Origin of the sequence: Sphingomonas sp. OTU376 (assembly GCF_038440415.1) — a bacterium.
Lineage (GTDB): Bacteria > Pseudomonadota > Alphaproteobacteria > Sphingomonadales > Sphingomonadaceae > Sphingomonas > Sphingomonas kyeonggiensis_A.
Map to the genome: position 1 here is coordinate 1 of NZ_JASATQ010000056.1, position 17,070 is coordinate 17,070.

16 protein-coding genes are annotated in these 17,070 nt (G+C 65.4%); 11 read left to right on the plus strand and 5 right to left on the minus strand.

The genetic code is table 11. The features are described 5' to 3' along the window. Nucleotides 1-629 (minus strand): hydrolase (locus AAHM44_RS19130; RefSeq protein ID WP_342250982.1); only part of this gene is annotated, 629 nt, incomplete at its 3' end. A 256-nt stretch (nucleotides 630-885) separates the two neighbouring features. Between AAHM44_RS19130 and AAHM44_RS19135 the strand changes: the two genes are divergently transcribed. From AAHM44_RS19135 to nusG, 7 genes are all read left to right on the plus strand, one after another. Beyond that, the gene (locus tag AAHM44_RS19135) at nucleotides 886-1,842 is read left to right on the plus strand and encodes a GAF domain-containing protein (protein ID WP_269576032.1); all 957 of its coding nucleotides are present in this window, start codon (nucleotides 886-888) and stop codon (nucleotides 1,840-1,842) included. 151 nt (nucleotides 1,843-1,993) lie between these two features. Next, nucleotides 1,994-3,520, plus strand: a complete 1,527-nt coding sequence (gene adh, locus AAHM44_RS19140; RefSeq protein ID WP_342250983.1) for an aldehyde dehydrogenase — start codon at nucleotides 1,994-1,996, stop codon at nucleotides 3,518-3,520. 77 nt (nucleotides 3,521-3,597) lie between these two features. Further along, nucleotides 3,598-4,629, plus strand: coding sequence for an alcohol dehydrogenase AdhP (gene adhP, locus AAHM44_RS19145; RefSeq protein ID WP_342250984.1), 1,032 nt, complete (start codon nucleotides 3,598-3,600; stop codon nucleotides 4,627-4,629). A gap of 10 nt (nucleotides 4,630-4,639) precedes the next feature. Continuing rightward, entirely contained in the window at nucleotides 4,640-5,017 is a 378-nt protein-coding gene (locus AAHM44_RS19150; protein WP_342250985.1) for a DUF779 domain-containing protein, read from the plus strand. Between the two features lie 378 nt (nucleotides 5,018-5,395). Beyond that, the gene (locus AAHM44_RS19155; RefSeq protein ID WP_184168514.1) at nucleotides 5,396-5,977 is read left to right on the plus strand and encodes a YqaA family protein; all 582 of its coding nucleotides are present in this window, start codon (nucleotides 5,396-5,398) and stop codon (nucleotides 5,975-5,977) included. 168 nt (nucleotides 5,978-6,145) lie between these two features. Continuing rightward, nucleotides 6,146-6,343 carry a preprotein translocase subunit SecE gene (gene secE / locus AAHM44_RS19160; protein WP_269576036.1) on the plus strand — a complete coding sequence of 66 codons (198 nt, stop codon included), beginning with the start codon at nucleotides 6,146-6,148 and terminating at the stop codon, nucleotides 6,341-6,343. Nucleotides 6,344-6,378: 35 nt separating this feature from the next. Then, nucleotides 6,379-6,918 (plus strand): transcription termination/antitermination protein NusG, encoded by a 540-nt coding sequence (gene nusG, locus AAHM44_RS19165; RefSeq protein ID WP_184168516.1) that lies wholly within the window; start codon nucleotides 6,379-6,381, stop codon nucleotides 6,916-6,918. A 64-nt stretch (nucleotides 6,919-6,982) separates the two neighbouring features. Here nusG and AAHM44_RS19170 read toward each other — a convergent pair whose 3' ends face one another. The 3 genes from AAHM44_RS19170 to AAHM44_RS19180 all read right to left on the minus strand — a co-directional run bounded on the left by AAHM44_RS19170 (nucleotide 6,983) and on the right by AAHM44_RS19180 (nucleotide 11,883). Then, complete coding sequence (locus AAHM44_RS19170; protein ID WP_342250986.1) at nucleotides 6,983-7,525, minus strand: GNAT family N-acetyltransferase; 543 nt, start codon at nucleotides 7,523-7,525, stop codon at nucleotides 6,983-6,985. 95 nt (nucleotides 7,526-7,620) lie between these two features. Beyond that, nucleotides 7,621-10,173 carry a TonB-dependent receptor plug domain-containing protein gene (locus AAHM44_RS19175; protein WP_269576038.1) on the minus strand — a complete coding sequence of 851 codons (2,553 nt, stop codon included), beginning with the start codon at nucleotides 10,171-10,173 and terminating at the stop codon, nucleotides 7,621-7,623. 384 nt (nucleotides 10,174-10,557) lie between these two features. Further along, nucleotides 10,558-11,883: an MFS transporter gene (locus AAHM44_RS19180; RefSeq protein WP_446746005.1), complete on the minus strand. Its 1,326-nt coding sequence runs from the start codon at nucleotides 11,881-11,883 to the stop codon at nucleotides 10,558-10,560. Nucleotides 11,884-12,052: 169 nt separating this feature from the next. On the opposite strand from AAHM44_RS19180, the gene cyoA reads away from it, so the two are divergent. Genes cyoA through cyoD form a run of 4 tightly spaced genes read left to right on the plus strand, consistent with a single transcriptional unit; the run spans nucleotide 12,053 to nucleotide 16,081 of the window. Then, on the plus strand, nucleotides 12,053-13,081 hold the full coding sequence (gene cyoA / locus AAHM44_RS19185; RefSeq protein ID WP_342250987.1) for a ubiquinol oxidase subunit II: 1,029 nt from the start codon (nucleotides 12,053-12,055) through the stop codon (nucleotides 13,079-13,081). 15 nt (nucleotides 13,082-13,096) lie between these two features. Then, complete coding sequence (gene cyoB, locus AAHM44_RS19190; RefSeq protein WP_342250988.1) at nucleotides 13,097-15,097, plus strand: cytochrome o ubiquinol oxidase subunit I; 2,001 nt, start codon at nucleotides 13,097-13,099, stop codon at nucleotides 15,095-15,097. Nucleotide 15,098: 1 nt separating this feature from the next. Beyond that, nucleotides 15,099-15,734, plus strand: a complete 636-nt coding sequence (cyoC, locus tag AAHM44_RS19195; RefSeq protein WP_269576041.1) for a cytochrome o ubiquinol oxidase subunit III — start codon at nucleotides 15,099-15,101, stop codon at nucleotides 15,732-15,734. Further along, on the plus strand, nucleotides 15,731-16,081 hold the full coding sequence (gene cyoD / locus AAHM44_RS19200) for a cytochrome o ubiquinol oxidase subunit IV (protein WP_184168522.1): 351 nt from the start codon (nucleotides 15,731-15,733) through the stop codon (nucleotides 16,079-16,081). Before cyoC ends, cyoD begins: the two co-directional genes overlap by 4 nt. Nucleotides 16,082-16,143: 62 nt before the next feature. Here cyoD and AAHM44_RS19205 read toward each other — a convergent pair whose 3' ends face one another. Then, nucleotides 16,144-16,791 (minus strand): hypothetical protein, encoded by a 648-nt coding sequence (locus tag AAHM44_RS19205; RefSeq protein ID WP_342250989.1) that lies wholly within the window; start codon nucleotides 16,789-16,791, stop codon nucleotides 16,144-16,146. Between the last annotated feature and the right edge of the window lie 279 nt (nucleotides 16,792-17,070).

The window sequence follows — 17,070 nt, forward strand, 5'->3', positions numbered from 1 at the left end:
GTCTTGGCGTAGGTGATGCCGATGCCGTAGGCGCCGCCCAGCTTGCGGGCGATGCCGGTGGTCATGTCGTAGGTCTCGGTCCGCGCCCAGTCGCGCTGCAGCTCGAGAAGGTACTGGAGCGAGGTGATCGGGCGGGCACCGGCCTGGATCATCCGGGCGACCGCACGCTCATGCGCTTCCTCCGAGATGTCGCCGCTGGCGTCGGTGATGACATAGGTCTCGAAGCCCTGGTCGATCGCCGAAAGAACGGGGCCAACGATGCAGACCGAGGTCCAGAGCCCTGCGAACACCAGCCGCTGCTTGCCGATGCGGTTGACCTCGTCGATCACGGCGGCGTCTTCCCAGGTGTTCATCGACGTGCGGTCGAGCAGCTTCTGGCCCGGGAACGGATCGGTGACTTCGCTGAACATCGGACCCGAGAAGCTCTTCTCGGCGACGGTGGTGAGGATCGTCGGCACGTTGAAGCCGGCGGCGGCATTGGCGACCAGCGCGGCATTGTTGCGCAGCAGCTCCGGGGCGATCGACTTGGTGGCGAAGGCCATCTGCGACTGGAAATCGATCAGCACGAGCGCGTGATCGGTCGGGTTCAGCAGGGTCTTGCCGGGGGTCGGGGTGGCGGTGATGGTCATGGTGATTTCCCTCTTTTGGTAGTGTCGGCGGCCCGGAGCGTTCCGGATGCACAGGGTCTAGGCGGCCGAAGAACTGCGATGCAGCCGGATAAGATCGTTCCAACTGTTCCACTAAATCGAAAAGCTGCCCACACCCGGGGGAGTGAGCCACCGCCCCCATGCGAGTGAGAAATGCCTAATTCCGCAGGTTCGGGGACTTGCTTGCGTTGACTCGCCCCGGGCTTTGCTGCGACCCTCGCTGGCAGGAGAGTCGCGTATGAAGCAGGCAGGCGCCCGTCATGGCGAAGCCGTTTTCGAGGCAGTCCGGTCGCCCAGCCGCGCCGGGGTTTCCGCGATCGCCGCGTCCTGGTGCCGCTCGGTGCTCAACCACGGCCTCGATCCGGATGCGGGAGGTGCCCGCGAGCGATTCGACGGTACTTCACTGCGTGCCTTGCGTGCCGAGCACGAGGTGATGCTCGCCGTCGCCGGCCCCGTCCTCGATCATATGTTCCGCTCGGTCGGCCGCTCGGGCTGCGCAGTGATCCTCAGCGACGCACGCGGTGTGATCCTCGATCGCCGCGCCGGCGACGGTGATGCGGAGGGCTTCACCTCTGTCGGTCTGGTCGAGGGCGCGCGCTGGGGCGAGGCGGAGGAAGGCACCAACGGCATCGGCACCTGCCTGTTCGAGGGCAAGCCGGTGATCATCCACCGCGACCAGCATTTCGCCAGCCGCAATGTCGACATCAGTTGCATGGACGCGCCGGTCCATGATCCGCAGGGGCGCCTCGTCGCAGCGCTCGACGTGTCGAGCTGCCGGGACGATCATGGCCCCGCCATGGCCGAGATGGTCGCGGCGCTGGTCCGCGACGCCGCCCGCAAGATCGAGCGTGACTATTTCTGCCGCTATTTCGAAGGCAGCCGGATCGTCTTCCTCTCCGACGACGCAGTGACCGGCACGGCACTGCTGGCGGTGGACCGCGATGACCTGGTGATCGGCGCCAGCCGCGCCGCCCGCCTGCGCTTCGGCATGGACGACACCGCCCTCGCCGCGCCCCAGGCACTCGACCAGCTGCTCGGCGAGCAATCCTCGCCTTCTTTCGAGGATGCCGATCGCGCCGTGCTGCGCCAGGCGCTGGCCCGGGCCGGCGGCAATGCCAGCCAGGCCGCACGCCTGCTCGGCATCGGCCGTGCGACGCTCTACCGGCGCATGGGACGCGCCGGATTGAAGCTCTGATCCTTTTCCCCCGCAACCTGTCTCGATAGCGAGACACATGGCCCGGGCCGCGTTTCCCGGCCCCTTCCTGCCCCGGCGATCCCCGATTTAGGATCACGGACAGACGCCAGACCAAGTGGCGCCCGTAACCGCAAGGAAGAGGATCAGGCACATGGATGCCATCGTTCAGGATCGCCCGGGAACCCGTCTCAAGGCGCCTTTCGCTCCCCGCTACGACAATTTCATCGGCGGCACCTGGCTCGCCCCCAAGGCCGGGCGCTATTTCGACAACATCTCCCCGATCAACGGCCAGGTGGTCGGCCAGATCGCACGTTCACAGGCCGAGGATGTCGACGCAGCACTCGACGCCGCGCACAAGGCGAAGGACGCCTGGGGTCGCACCTCGGTTGCCGAGCGTGCCCGCATCCTCAATCGCATCGCCGATCGGATGGAGGAGAATCTCGAGCTGCTCGCCACGGCCGAGACCTGGGACAATGGCAAGCCGCTGCGCGAGACGACCGCCGCCGACATCCCCCTCGCCATCGATCATTTCCGCTATTTCGCCGGGGTGATCCGCGCGCAGGAAGGCACGATCGGCGAGATCGACCACGACATGGTCGCCTATCATTTCCACGAGCCGCTCGGCGTGGTCGGCCAGATCATCCCGTGGAACTTCCCGCTGCTGATGGCCGCGTGGAAGATGGCCCCCGCCCTCGCCGCCGGTAACTGCATCGTGCTCAAGCCCGCCGAGCAGACCCCGGCATCGATCATGGTGTGGATCGACCTGGTCGGCGACCTGCTGCCCCCGGGCGTGCTCAACATCGTCAACGGCTTCGGGCTGGAGGCCGGCAAGCCGCTCGCCACTTCGCCGCGCATCTCGAAGATCGCCTTCACCGGCGAGACGACGACCGGCCGCCTGATCATGCAATATGCCAGCGAGAACCTGATCCCGGTCACGCTTGAGCTGGGTGGGAAGTCGCCCAACATCTTCTTCGAGGATGTCGCGCGCGAGGATGACGATTTCCTCGACAAGGCGATCGAGGGCTTCACCATGTTCGCGCTCAACCAGGGCGAGGTCTGCACCTGCCCCAGCCGCGCGCTGATCCATGAGAAGATCTACGACCGCTTCATGGAACGCGCGCTCAAGCGCGTCGCCGCGATCGTCCAGGGCAATCCGCTCGACATGGGCACGATGATCGGCGCCCAGGCCTCGTCCGAGCAGCGGGACAAGATCCTGTCCTATGTCGATACCGGCAAGCAGGAAGGCGCAGAACTGCTGATCGGCGGCAACACCGCCGATCTCGGCGGCGAGCTGGCGGACGGCTATTATGTTCAGCCGACTGTGTTCAAGGGTCACAACAGGATGCGGATCTTCCAGGAGGAGATCTTCGGCCCCGTCGTATCGGTAACCACCTTCAGGGACGAGGAAGAGGCGCTCGCGATCGCCAACGACACGCTCTATGGCCTCGGTGCCGGCGTGTGGAGCCGCGAGGCGAACACCTGCTACCGCTTCGGCCGCGCGATTCAGGCCGGGCGCGTGTGGACCAACTGCTACCACGCCTATCCCGCCCATGCGGCTTTCGGCGGCTACAAGCAGTCCGGCATCGGGCGCGAGACGCACCGGATGATGCTCGATCACTATCAGCAGACCAAGAACATGCTGGTCAGTTACAGTCCGAAGAAGCTCGGCTTCTTCTGATTGTTCCCCCGCGCCCGGCCGCCCTTGCCCAAGGACACCCCCGGCCGGGCGCACCCTCCCCAGGAAAGGAGAATTCCATGGCCAAGACCATGAAGGCCGCCGTCGTGCGCGAATTCGGCAAGCCCCTGACGATCGACGAAGTCCCCGTCCCCGAAGCCGGCCCCGGCATGATCCAGGTGGCGATCCAGGCGTCGGGCGTCTGCCACACCGATCTCCACGCCGCCGAGGGTGACTGGCCGGTCAAGCCCAACCCGCCCTTCATCCCGGGGCATGAAGGCGTCGGCTATGTCAGCCAGGTCGGCGCAGGCGTGAAGAACGTCAAGGAAGGCGACCGCGTCGGCGTGCCATGGCTCTACACCGCCTGCGGCCACTGCGTGCATTGCCTGGGCGGCTGGGAGACCCTGTGCGAGAGCCAGCTCAACACCGGCTATTCGGTCAATGGCGGCTTTGCCGACTATGTCGTGGCGGACCCGAACTATGTCGGCCACCTGCCCGCGAACATCGGCTTCAACGAGATCGCGCCCGTGCTCTGCGCCGGCGTCACGGTCTATAAGGGGCTGAAGATGACCGACACCAAGCCGGGCGATTTCGTCGCGATCAGCGGCATCGGCGGGCTGGGGCACATGGCCGTGCAATATGCCGTCGCAATGGGGCTCAACGTCGCGGCGATCGACATCGACGATGCCAAGCTCGATCTCGCCCGCCGCCTCGGCGCGACGGTGACGGTCAACGCCCGCAACGAAGATCCGGCCACCGTCATCAAGCGCGAGACCAGCGGCGGCGTGAACGGCGTACTGGTCACTGCTGTGAGCGAGAAGGCATTCGAACAGGCGATAGGGGTTACCGCTCGCGGGGGTACCGTGGCGTTAAACGGGCTGCCGCCGGGTGATTTTCCGCTCAACATCTTCGGACTCGTGCTCAACGGCATCACCGTACGCGGATCGATCGTCGGAACCCGGCTCGACCTTCAGGAGTCGATCGATTTCGCCGCGCAGGGCAAGGTCAAGGCAACGATCGAGACCGCCAGGATCGAGGACATCAACAAGGTGTTCGATCGCATGCACAAGGGTCAGATCGAGGGCCGCATCGTCCTCGACATGGCCTCGTAGGAGACACGAGATGACCGACGGGGTGGCCAGGATCGAACGGGTCGTCGCCACCCCGGCGGCGCTCGAACTCATCGCCGAGATCCGGGCCGAACACGGCCCCTTGCTGTTCCACCAGTCCGGCGGCTGCTGCGACGGATCCTCGCCGATGTGCTACCCCATCGGCGAGTTCCGCATCGGCGACGGGGACATATTGCTCGGCGAAGTCGACGGTACCCCGGTCTATATCGGCCGCGCCCAGGGCGAGGCATGGGCACACACCCAGCTGATCCTCGACGTCGTGCCCGGGCGCGGCGGCATGTTCAGCCTCGACAATGGCCGCGAGCGCCGCTTCCTCACCCGAAGCCGTGTGTTCACCGACGCCGAGCGCGACCAGCTCGCCCGGCCCTGACCGCGCCCCTCGCGCAACATCCGTTCAAGCGCGTGACACCATGGTTCAACACGGAATCGCCGGACCTGCCCTAGGGGAAGGCCGACAATTGCCCTGGCGCAATACCGAGAACCAGCGAAGCCACGGTTTGAGGGGCCGACCCGCTTCTTACCGGACATTGCTGCGGCCTCTTTTTGGGGGAGGCCGAGAGCCCGCGCGGGAAACTGCGCGGGTTCTTTGCTTGGCGCAGCCTGCCATGGCCCGCGACATGTTGCCCGCAGAACAAGCCGGTCGTCCGGGCAGATCGCCCGAACGGCCCCTCGTCGCGATGGACAAGCGCGGGCGCCGCCCATAAAGGACAGGCCCTCCCTTCTCCGCTTGGAAAGTTGCCCGGCACCGATGTTCCGACCCCTGTATGACTGGGTGCTGCGCATGGCGCACCACCGCCATGCGATCTGGCTCCTCGGCCTGGTTTCCTTCGCGGAGAGCAGCTTCTTCCCGATCCCGCCCGACGCGATGCTGATCCCGATGGTGATCGCCCGCCGCGAGCAGGCATTCCGCATCGCGCTGGTCTGCACCATCGCCTCGGTGCTGGGCGGCATGCTCGGCTATTATATCGGCTATGGCCTGATGCAGACGGTGGGCGAATGGATCGTCCACACCTATCATCTGGAGGCCAAGCTCGCGGAGGCGATCCATGCCTATCAGAGCGAATATGGCACCTGGATCATCCTGCTCAAGGGCCTGACCCCGATCCCGTTCAAGCTGGTGACGATCGCGAGCGGCGCGGCCAGCTTCAACTTCCCGCTGTTCGTGCTGCTCTGCTGCATCACCCGCGGCGCCCGCTTCTTCCTCGTCGCCCTGCTGCTCAAGCGCTACGGCGCCCCGGTGCAGCAGTTCATCGAGAAGCGGCTGGACCTGTTCGCCTGGGCCTTTCTCGGCCTGATCGTGCTGGGTTTCGTCGCCGTCGCGGTGCTCTGATCGGGGCCGGTTTCTTTTCGCGCTTGCGCCAGCTTGCACCTGCGCTCGCGACTCGCTAGATACAGCCCCCAATCCGACAGCGTGGTGGGTAGCACCGGTTCCTCCAGAGAGGACCGGGCAGCGGACCCGTGCCCCGCAGCCGGCGAACTTTGAAGCGAGGATGCCCCAGTGGCGAAGACCAGTCCGACCGAATTCGTGAAGCAGGTGCAGACCGAGGCGCGCAAGATCGTGTGGCCGTCGAGCCGCGAAACGATCATGACCGGCGTGATGGTGATGATCATGACCACGCTGCTCGGCGTGTTCTTCCTGGGCATCGACTCGATCTTCGATTTCATCGTCAATTCGCTGCTGCGCCTCGCGCAGTAAGCCGCACCGCAGAACACCAAAGGGAAAACGAACGCATGGCGCGCTGGTACATCATCCACGCCTATTCGGGCTTCGAGGGCAAGGTTCGCGACCAGATCCTGGCCGACGCGACCCGCATGGGCCTCGAGCAGCTGGTCGAGGCCGTCGAGGTTCCGACCGAGACCGTCACCGAGGTCCGCCGCGGCAAGAAGATCCAGTCCGAGCGGAAGTTCTTCCCGGGCTATGTCCTCGCCAAGCTCGAGATGAACGACGACGTCTATCACCTCGTGAAGAACACGCCGAAGGTGACGGGCTTCCTCGGCTCGTCGGGCAAGCCCCAGCCGATCAGCGAGGCCGAGGCCGCGCGCATCCTCAACACCAAGGACGAGGCGGCCACCGCAGCGCCCAAGGCGAAGGTCAAGGTCGACTACGACATCGGCGACACCGTCAAGGTCATCAGCGGCAACTTCGCGACCTTCTCGGGCGTGGTCGAGGAGCTCGACTACGACAAGAGCCGCGTGAAGGTCTCGATCTCGATCTTCGGCCGCGCGACGCCGCTGGAGCTGGGCTTCGAGGACGTCGAGCGCATCAAGTAAGAGACGCGCGACAAGCGAATCCGAAGGGCCGGGGCGGAAACGCTCCGGCCTTTTCCGTTCGGGGCTAGGCGCCCAGCACCTTGCCCATCCGTACCAGCGGCACCATCACGCCTTCGATCGGGCCGGCCGATACCTGCTCGATCGGCGCATAGCCGCAGGCGCGGTAGAGCGGCACGCCGGAGAGCGTCGCCATCATCTCGGCGCGGCGGAAGCCGTGATCGGCGGCGGCCCGCTCGCACAGCGCGAGGATCATCCGCCCTACCCCCCGCCGCACGAAGCCGGGATCGGTGTACATGGCGCGGATCCGCGCGGCGTCCGTCGCCGGGTCGAGCGGGGCCGGCTCGCGCTCGATCACGCTGTCGTCGCCGCCGAACAGCGTCGCCCGCCAGCTCCAGCCGCCACAACCCGCGATTTCGCCGTCGCGCTCGACCAGGAAATAGGTGCCGTCGCGAACGAGCTGGCTGTCGAGGCCCATCACCTTGTGGCTGGCACGGACCTGCTCGGGGGTAAGGAAATCCTGCTGCAGCGCCTCGATCGCGCGGCCCATCAGCGCATGCAATGCGGGCAGGTCCTCGATGCGGGCGATGCGATGCGTCAGTTCAGCCATGGGACGGCGATAGCGGCCGGCGCGTACAGGGTTCAAGCACTACGAAAGGGACCCCGGAGGCGGATGCCCCCGGGGAAGTCAGAGGGCACCATGCGTCAGTATTTGATGCGCAGCCGGGCGTAGTAGAAGCCACCATTGAAGCCGAAGGGGCCGCCGTTGCGCGGATAGACCTGGCCGTCGGACGTGCCGCCGGTGATCGGGTAGATGGGCACCGATGCCGCAGTCAGCCGGTCCGGGCGCTCATCGGTGAAGTTCTGCGCGCCGATGGTGATCGTGTAGTGCTCGGCGAAGGTGTAGCTGACGTCGAGATCGGTGACGAACTTGTCGCCGAAGGTCTGGCCCGGGCCATAGTCCTGGGCGCTCTTCCAGCTGCCGTAATAATTCTCGCGCACGTTGAAGCTCAGCCCGTCGAGCGACCAGCTGGCGACGAACACCACGCGGTGGTTGGGTGCGAGATGCTCGGCGTCGATGATCTGGTTCGGGCCGATCACCTTGGGATTGTACTTGGTGATCTCGCTTTTGTTGTAGTTGTAGGCGAGCGAGAAATTGAGCTCCGCCTCGCTGAGCACGGTCTTCCAGGTGCCGACCACGTCGATGCCGCGGGTGCGGGTGTCGAAGCCGTTGGTGAAGAAGTTGACCTGGCCGCCCACGCCCACCGCGATCAGCGATGGCTGCGCCGCCACGTCGGCCGCGGTGACGGTGTAGTTCTGGGTGATGCCGATCCGGTTCTTCACGTCGATCTGATAGGCATCGACGGTGAACGACAAGTCCTTGTCCGGCGTCAGGATGAAACCCACGCCGTAGTTGGTCGACTTCTCCGGATCGAGCGTCGTCGCGCCATAATATTGGGCGATCGCGGTGTTCACCGGATAGGTGCCGACCTGCACCGCGGTACCCGCGACGAACGAGGTGGTGATGATCGCATCGTTCGACTGGCCTGGCGACGGCGCGTGGAAGCCGGTGCCGATGCTGCCGCGCACCGAGAAGGCATCGGCGAACTTGTAGATGCCGTTGATCTTCCACACCCAGGCATCGCCGAACGTGTCGTAATGCTCGTAGCGGCCGGCGGCGCCGACGCTCAGCGCGTCGGTGATGTCGGTCTCGAGATCGATATAGGCGCCATAGCTTTTCTGGCTGAACCGTCCGGCCGCCGCCGGGCTGGTGCCGGCATAGCCGCTCGCGCCGACGCCCTGGGCGTTGCTGGTGCCGGTGAAGGTATACACGCCGGGCGCGGTCTGGGTGTAGAGCCGCTGCGCCACCGCATAGGGACCGGCGCCATAGGACTGCACGTCGCCGGCGGTCTGCTCATAGGTCTCCTTGCGGAATTCGCCGCCGGCGGAGAAGGTCAGCGGGCTCGCCAGGCCGATATCCACCGGATAGCTGAAGTCCGCGTTGAGATTGGCCTCCTCCTGGATCAGCTTGCCGAAGGCGAAGCTGGTCTGGGTCCTGGGGCCGTAGGAGGCGTTGAGCGAGCTGTACATCGACAGGGTCAGCGTGTTGCGGGCCCAGGAGCCGGACAGGTCATAGCGGAAGCCGCTCTCGGTCTCGCCCTTGTAGCCGAGCGTGCCGTAGATCTCCTCGGTCTCGCCGACGAAGCGCGGGGTGAAACCGGCCGGATAGAGCTGGCTGAACCGGAAGACATTGCTGTCGACCACGAAGCTGCCCGCCGGGCAGGTCGCGTTGCCGGTGGGGCATGGCGTAAGGTAGAAAGTGTTGTTGAACAGCGCGTTGGCGCCCTGGGTGCGGACCACGCCGGCGGAATCGACGGCGGTGCTGGTAACCGAGGGGCGGTAGTTGAAACTCTGGTTTGCGTGGATCTTTGCAAAGTTGGCGAAGAAGTAGAGCTTGCTCTCATCGGTCACGTTCAGCGCCGAATTGAGCAAGAGCTTGTAACCATGGGATGGCGAGGTGCCCCAGATCTGCGCGGGCAGCGGATAGTTGGGCAATTGCGACGCCAGTGAAGGGAAGTTGATCGCAAAGTTTGCGGCGGATGGCCGGGTGACGCCGCGGCTGGTCTGCGCATCGTCGTCATATTCGCCGGTCAGGTTGATGAAACCGATTGCCCCGGCAAGGCCGATATTGCCGGCGATCTGGTAACTCTCTCCATCGCCTGCATAATATTGGCCGGCCCGCGCCACGACCTCGAAGCCGCTTCCCTCCTTCAGGCCATAGTTGAGCACGCCAGCAATCGCGTCTGAACCATATTGCGCCGTCGCACCCTCGCGCAGCACCTGGAGGTTGCTGATCGCCAGCGACGGGATGGCGGAGATGTCCGGCCCCTGCGAGCCGCGCCCGAGGCCGGTGTCGCTGCCGGCATAGACCTGGACCAGCGCCGAGCGATTGTAGCGCTTGCCGTTGAGCATCACGAGTACCTGGTCGCCCGGCAGGCCGCGCAGTGACGGCGAGCGCACGAAGGTGGACGCGTCCGAAATCGAGTTCTGGCCGGCATAGAAGGACGGCACGACGTTCTTCACCGCATCGATCATGTTCGCGGCGGGCTGTGCGGTAAGCTCGGCGGCACTGATCACGTCTACCGGAGACGCGGAGGTTGTGAGCGTGCGATCGGTACGTCGCGTGCCGATGACGACGATCTCGCCGGCCGGCTCGGACGTAGTTGTCGCTTCCTGAGCCGCCGCGACATCAGTCAACAGCAGCGATGTTACAATGGCGGAAGACGCAAACAGGATACGCCGACGAACTGATGAACAGGTAACGCCCATTGGATGCCCCCTCGATTGCGATGTTGAATCGCCTTTCGAGGCACCCCGTCCTGAAACAAAAGCTACGTGAAACAGCAATATTGTCAATCAGTCATGAAACAAGCCTGTAACAATGACTTCCCGACGGTTTTTCTTGAAATTCCGTAGCGGAAGGTTCGCGGCGGATTCACTGCGGCGCCCCGCGGCGAGGCATCCCTGCCCGTTCCATATCGTGGCAGACACGAAGCGAAGCACCGGGCGATTCCCCGCCCCGCACGAAAAAGGCCGGAGCAATGCCGCCCCGGCCTTTGGGTTCCTGGGACAAGCGGGCGATCAGGCTTCCCTGCCGCCCCATTCGCGGTTGAGCCCCAGCGCCGCCAGCGTGCAGGCGGCACCCGAGAGGAGGTAGGCACCGACCGAGAGCAGCCCGAAATTGCTGGCGAGCAGCAGCGCCGCCAGCGGGGCGAAGCCGGCGCCGATGAACCAGGACGCGGTGGCGGTGGTGCCCGCGCCGGTATAGCGGCGCCTGGCGGAGAAGCTGCTGTTCACCGCGCCCGAGGACTGGCCGAACGACAGGCCGAGCAGGACGAAGCCCAGGATCATGTAGGTCCATTCGCCGGCCGACCCGGTGCCGAGCAGCTGCGGAGCGAAGCCGCTATAGGCGGCGATGAAGGCGGCCGAGACGCCAAGCAGCGTCCGGCGGCCGATCCGATCGGCGATATAGCCCGCGAGCACCATGGCGAGCATGCCGAATACGGCACCGACCAGCTCGATCACCAGGAAGTGCACCGGCGGCTCGCCCTTCAGCACCACCCAGGAAAGCGGGAAGACGGTGACGAGGTGGAACAGCGCGAAGCTGGCGAGCGGCGCGAAGGCACCGAGGATCACGGTGCGCCCCTCCTCGCGGAACAACTCGCCCACCGGGGTCGGCTGCAGCTCCTGGCTCTCGTAGAGCCGCTCGAACTCCGGCGTGGAGATCAGGCGCAGCCGGGCGAACAGCGCGACGACGTTGATCACGAAGGCGACGAAGAAGGGATAGCGCCAGCCCCAGTCGAGGAAGTCGGCCGGGCTGAGCGCCGTGAGCAGGAAGGCGAAGACGGCGGCGGCCACGAACAGGCCGATCGGCGCCCCGAGCTGCGGGATCATCGCGTAGAAACCGCGCTTCTCCTGCGGCGCGTTGAGCGAGAGCAGGGCGGGCAGCCCGTCCCAGGTGCCGCCCTGGGCAAAGCCCTGACCGAGGCGGAACAGCGCGAGCAGCGCCACCGCCACGCCTCCCGCCTGGGCATAGCCGGGCAGGAAGGCCATCGCCGCGGTCGATCCGCCGAGCAGGAACATCGCGATGGTCAGCTTCACCCCGCGCCCGTGCGTGCGATCGAGCCAGATGAAGAGCAGCGCCCCGAACGGCCGCGCGACAAAGGCGAGCGCGAACACCGCGAAGGAATAGAGCGTGCCGGTCAGCGCATCGGCGAACGAGAAGATCACCGCCGGGAAGACGAGCACCGAAGCGATCGCATAGACGAAGAAATCGAAGAATTCGGAGGCGCGGCCGATGATCACGCCCACCGCGATATCGGCGGGGCGCACCGCATGGTCGCGCGCATCGATAAGGCGGGCATCGCGTTCGAGCGTGCCCGAATTCGTCGTGCTCGGCGTGGCCATCATCCCCATTTCGTCCTTCCTGAGTGCGGGCGCACCCTAGCCGAGCGGCATTCGCAGCCCTTTGACTCGGATCAAAGGCAGACCCGCAACGTCCGGTTAGCCGGGATGCATGCGGATACCAGGATCCAGACCAGCTCGCCGGGCTCTCGCCAGCCTGCCCCTACTCACCTTGCCCCTGCTCCTCGGCAGTTGCGGCGACATGGTCGTCATGAACCCGACCGGCGACATCGCGGTGCAGCAGCGCAACCTGATCCTGTTCTCGACAGGCGTCATGCTGCTGATCATCGTGCCGGTGCTGGCGCTGACGATCTGGTTCGCCTGGAAGTATCGCCGCAGCAACCCGAACAAGACCTATGATCCGAACTTCGACCACTCGACCACGCTCGAGCTGGTGATCTGGACCTGCCCGCTGCTCATCATCATCGCGCTGAGCGCGGTGACCTGGACGAGCACCCATCTGCTCGATCCCTTCCGCCCGCTGGAACGGATCGCGCCGGGCAAGCCGGTACCGGCCGGCACCAGGCCGCTGGAGGTCCAGGCGATCGGCATGGATTGGAAGTGGCTGTTCATCTATCCCGACCTGGGGATCGCTACGGTCAACGAGCTGGCGCTGCCGGTGGACCAGCCGGTGCATTTCTCGATCACCTCGACAGACCAGTTCAACACCTTCTTCGCGCCCACCCTGGCGGGAATGATCTACGCGATGCCGACGATGAAGTCGGAGCTGCACGCGGTGCTCAACAAGGCCGGCGACAGCTGGGGCTATTCGGGCAACTATACCGGCGCCGGCTATTCGGACATGCGCTTCAAGCTGCGCGGCATCGACAAGGCCGGGTTCGAGAAATGGGTCGCCGAGGCCAAGGCCAGCGGCAAGGCGCTGGACACCGCCACTTACCTCACGCTCGCCAGGCCGAGCGCCAAGGTGCCGGTGATGCGCTTCTCGGCGCCGATGCCGGGCCTGTTCGATAAGATCGTCAACCAGTGCGTCGCCCCCGGCACGCCCTGCATGGTCGATGTGATGCGCAGCGACATGATGCGCGCCGCCGGCAAGCCGCACGATCCGGACCATGACCCGGCCAAGGCACCCGCCGCCCATACGCCGCCGGCGGGCACGCACCAGGATGCGCCGAAGCATCCGGGCATGTCCGCCCTCGCCCCCTTCCGCATGCCCGGCGCCGCGCGCGTCGCCCAGGCCTGAGCCAACGGAACCGCCATGACAGACCATTTGCTAAAGACGGTGTTCGGACGCCTGTCCCTGGAGTCCTTGCCCTTCCTGCACGAGCCGATCCTGCTCGGCACCTTCATCGTCGTCGCGCTGCTGGGCCTCGGCCTGCTCGGCGTGGTGACGAAGTACAAGCTCTGGGGCTATCTCTGGAAGGAGTGGTTCACCAGCGTCGATCACAAGAAGATCGGCATCATGTACATCATCCTGGCCATCGTGATGCTGCTGCGCGGCTTCTCCGATGCGCTGATGATGCGCGCCCAGCAGGCGATCGCCTTCGGGAGCAATCCCGGCTACCTGCCGCCCGAACATTATGACCAGATCTTCACCGCGCACGGGACGATCATGATCTTCTTCGTGGCGATCCCGCTAGTGGTGGGCATCGTCAACTTCGTGATGCCGCTGCAGATCGGCGCGCGCGACGTGGCCTTCCCGTTCCTCAACAACCTCAGCTTCTGGCTGACGGTCGCGGGCGCGCTGCTGACCATGGTCTCGCTGTTCGTCGGCGAGTTCGCGCGGACCGGCTGGCTGTCCTACGCCCCGCTCGCCGGGCTGCAGTACAGCCCGGATACCGGCGTGGACTATTATCTCTGGTCCCTGCAGATAGCCGGCGTCGGCACCACCCTGTCGGCGATCAACATGGTCGCCACCGTCATCAAGATGCGTGCCCCCGGCATGACGATGATGAAGATGCCGGTGTTCACCTGGACCGCCTTCTGCTCGAACATCCTCGCCATCGCCATCTTCCCCGCGCTGACCGCCGCCTTCTTCCTGCTGATGCTCGATCGCTATGCGGGCACGCATTTCTTCACCAACGAGCTCGGCGGCGCGCCGATGATGTACTGGAACATGGTGTGGATCTGGGGTCACCCCGAGGTCTATGTCCTCGTGCTCCCGGCCTTCGGCATCTATTCCGAGATCACCTCCACCTTCACCGGCAAGAAGCTCTTCGGCTATTCGTCGATGGTCTACGCCACGGTGGTCATCACCATCCTCAGCTACCTCGTCTGGCTGCACCACTTCTTCACCATGGGTGCCGGCCCGACGGTCAACAGCTTCTTCGGCATCGCCACCATGGTGATCTCGATCCCGACGGGCGCGAAGATCTTCAACTGGCTGTTCACGATGTACCGCGGCAACATTCGCTTCGAGCTGCCGATGATGTGGGTGGTCGCCTTCATGCTCACCTTCACGGTGGGCGGCATGACCGGCGTCCTCCTCGCCATCCCGCCGGCCGACTTCGTGCTGCACAACTCGCTGTTCCTGGTCGCCCATTTCCACAACACGATCATCGGCGGCGTGGTGTTCGGCCTGTTCGCGGCGATGGTCTACTGGTTCCCCAAGGCCTTCGGCTTCAAGCTCGACGAGTTCTGGGGCAAGGTCGCCTTCTGGGGCTGGGTCGCCGGCTACTGGATCGCCTGGACGCCGATCTACATCGTCGGCCTGATGGGCACCACGCGCCGCGTGAACCATTTCGACGACCCCAGCTTCCAGCCCTATTTCATCATCGCCGCGATCGGCGCCGTGATCATCCTGATCGGCATCCTCGGCTTCGTGATGAGCATCCTGGTCGGCTGGCTGAAGCGCGACCAGCTCAAGGACGCGACCGGCGATCCCTGGGACGGCCGCACGCTGGAATGGTCGACCTCCTCGCCGCCCCCGGCCTACAACTTCGCGTTCACCCCGGTCATCCACGACCTGGACGCCTGGTACGACATGAAGAGCCGCGGGTACGAACGCCCGACCACCGGCTTCCGGGCGATCCACATGCCCAGGAACACCGGCGCGGGCTTCATCCTCTCCGCCCTGGCGCTGGTGATGGGCTTCGCGATGGTCTGGTACATCTGGTGGCTCGCCGCGCTCAGCTTCGCCGGCCTGTTCGCGGTCGCCGTGGGCCACACGTTCAACTTCAAGCGCGACTATTACATCCCCGCCGAGGAAGTCGCCGCAACCGAGGACAAGCGCACCATGCAGCTTGCGCAGGGGGCCTGACATGACCGACCACGCAATCGACCCCCAGGCCGCTCCGGTCTGGCACCTCACCGAGGAAGAGGAGCATCACGACCATTCGGGCGGCAGCCCGACGGTCCTGGGCTTCTGGATCTACCTGATGAGCGACGCGCTCATCTTCGCCTCGCTCTTCGCGATGTTCGGAGTGGTGGCGAGCGCCTATGCCGGCGGCCCGGTGCCGCGTGAGATCTTCGACCTCAAGCTGGTCGCGATCAACACCGGCCTGCTGCTCGCCTCGTCGATCACCTTTGGGGAAGCTATGCCGCACATGGAAGGCGGCCGGGTCGGCCCCGTCCGCTTCTGGCTGGCGCTTACCGGCCTGCTCGGCGCGGGCTTCGTCGCCATCGAGCTCTATGAGTTCGCGCACCTGATCGCCGAGAATGCCGGACCGGATCGCAGTGCCTTCCTCTCGGCCTTCTTCACCCTGGTCGGCACCCACGGCGCGCACGTGACGATCGGCCTGGTGTGGATCGTCACCATGCTGATCCAGCTCGGCCAGCACGGCCTCAACCCCGCGACCAGGCGGCGCCTGATCTGCCTGTCGATGTTCTGGCACTTCCTGGACATCATCTGGATCGGCGTCTTCACCTTCGTCTATCTGTATGGAGTGATCCGTTGAGCACCCCGCACGAAACGCCCGGCACCCACGGGCACGGCAATGGCCACCGCATCGGCTCGCTGCTCGCCATCGTCCTGACGGTGATCCCGTTCTGGCTGGTGATGAGCGGATCCCCCCTTTCCCCGGCCTGGACCGCGGCGGTGATCTTCGCCTTCGCGATCGTCCAGATCATCGTGCACGTCGCCTTCTTCCTGCACCTCGACACGCGGTCCGAGGGCGGATGGACGCTGCTCGCCTTCCTGTTCACGGCAGTGATCGTGATCCTCACCATCGGCGGTTCGATCTGGGTGATGTACCACCTGAACCTGAACATGATGCCGATGCCGGATATGGGCGCCGGTCACTAGGGAGACCGGCGCCCTGCGGGGGATCGGCCAACTAGGCAGGGCCGATCCCCCTATTCCCCTCCTCAGATCGAGATCTCGGTCCACTCGATCGTCGAGCCGCCGCCATTGTTCGTCTGGTTGCTGCTCGTGTTGTAGGCGCCCATCTTCGGGTAGAAATAGCGCCCGCTCTTGAGGCTGCCGTCATAGACGGTGCCGGCCTTGTCGCCGTCCGGATTCGATTTTTTGCAGACCACGCCGTTGATCCGGTATTCCGGGCTCTGGCCGGTGCTCACCGACACGCTGACATCGTAGGAGCTGCCGATCACCACGGTCGGCGCGCCGCTGCACAGCTGGCCACCCTGCACCACGTAGAACTCGAAATTGCCGCCCGACTTGGGCCGTACCGCGAGCTGGGTGATCGGCTCGGACGGGCCCGAGGTAGCGCCGGCCGCAACGATGTTGAGCACCTGCATCACGCTCACATATTTGCCGCCGCTCACCAGCTTGAACCGTCCGCTCGCCGAGACGCCGGTGGTGCTGGACGTGCCGCGCAGCTCCGCCCTGCCCGGCGTGCTGTCGGTCCGCTGCTGGATGGTGAAGCGCTTGCCGCCGCTGATATTGGTGATGCTGCCGCCCGAATCGGTGTCGGTGGTATAGGCCCAGGCGACGCCGGCGGTGGCGAGGATCAGGCCGGTGGCCGCCAGCAGGGCGGTGCGATTATGCTTGAACATTGCATCTTCTCCAGGCGCCTCCTGGATTGCCCGGCGCTTCTGTGCGAGCTGGTGCCCGTGTCGCCAGTGCCGGCACCCTGCGAATTGTCAGGCCAGTTGGCAAGGCCCGATTGCACCGGCGCGGCGGCGCCATGCGCCTTGCCTTTCCCCCCGGGATGCGCTAGGCGCGCGCCCTTCCAAAGCAACAGCTACGGAAATCCGCGGGAGGCCGTGTTCGCACGGCCGCTTAACCGCTCGACTTGATCAGGGCCCCGAGCTTCGCGCGAAGGGCCCGCGAAA